Source organism: Paenibacillus sp. P4_E11 (assembly GCF_056401635.1).
The window spans coordinates 1-1,375 of sequence record NZ_JBFUIX010000474.1 but is presented as its reverse complement, the minus strand read 5'-3'; the positions used below and the strand labels follow the sequence as shown (position 1 = coordinate 1,375).

Genomic DNA, 1,375 nt, shown 5'->3' with positions numbered 1-1,375 from the left:
GAATAATATAACGATGGAAGTTAAAGTCGGGGCTCGAATATTAGCGCGACAAGACATGAAGATAAACAACTAGGATAAGGGCTTAATGATATTCATGGAAACATGAAGTCATTAAGCCCTTAGTCATTCCTAGACACAAGGGTAATAAGTTGGTATTTGTTTACAAATAATCAATAACGATGTACAATTCATGATGTTATTGTAACTATTTGTATTTGCTCAAGATATTTTTATACAAATGTTAGACATGAATAAATACATCAATAGGGGGCTACTTACTTGTCCAACCTGCAACATTCGCAGACTTCGGTCCCATTAGCGGATTTGTCGGCCTCAGATCGTAAAGAAACTAGACGTCGAATCGTAGATCTAGCTTGGCCCGCTTTTACAGAGATGGTGTTGCTAAATCTTATTGGCATGCTGAATATGATCATGGTAAGTCGCGTAGGCCCGAATGCAGTCGCGGCGGTGGCGCTAACCAATCAGCCCGTAGCGTTCGCGCTTGCCCTCTTTGTGACATTGAACGTCGGTGCAACGGTTATCGTATCTCGTGCTATTGGAGGAGGAAACGCAGAGGAAGCGAATCGGGCAGCGCAAGTTGCCTTCAACGTRAATTTGTTAATTATGTTCCCACTGACCATTCTCTTCACTGTATTCTCAGGGACAGTGCTCCGGTGGATGGGGGCTTCTCCAGAGGTGATCCAGGAAGGGATCGATTATACACGGCTCATGTTCATCTCACTCGGATTCATGATTATGAGTTCTGGAGTTTCCGCAGTGCTCAGGGGGGCTGGTGATACCAAAACGTCGGCAAAGGTCAACGTGAGTGCAGATATTGTCACGGTGGCCTTGGGCGTACCACTCATATATGGCTGGTTTGGATTACCGGAGCTTGGAGTGACAGGTGCAGGAGTCTCGACTCTGGTGGCACGATTCATTGCAGCGATCTGGCTACTGCGTGGAGCTTTCTCTGGCCGGAAAATGATTATACTCAGTTGGTCAAAAATTTGGYAATATGACTCAAGTCTGCTCCGGCGAATCGTCAAGATTGGGCTGCCAGCAGCAGGGGAAACGTTAATCATCAGGTTAAGCATGATTTTCTTAAACGTTCTGCTTGCATACTTGGGAACGGAAGTTCTGGCGGCCAATCAGATCGCATTTAACATATTGGGCCTTACTTGGCTGCCCGCTATCGCTTTTGCTACGGCGGCTGCCACATTGGTCGGGCAAAGCCTTGGAGCAAGTAATCCGGCACTGGCTGAGCGATTTGGTTGGCAGACGAACAACATTGCTATGTTGCTGTCTGCAATAGTTGGGATAGGGTTCATTATATTCCCGGAGTGGATATTCCTTATATATACGAATGATTCCGAAG

Annotated in this window: 1 protein-coding gene; it reads left to right on the top strand. The window is 46.2% G+C overall.

Annotated features, from left to right (window positions below; genetic code table 11):
- Positions 1-279 precede the first annotated feature (279 nt).
- A partial coding sequence (locus AC1DWB_RS35235) for an MATE family efflux transporter (protein ID WP_477545717.1) occupies positions 280-1,375 on the top strand: 1,096 nt, incomplete at its 3' end.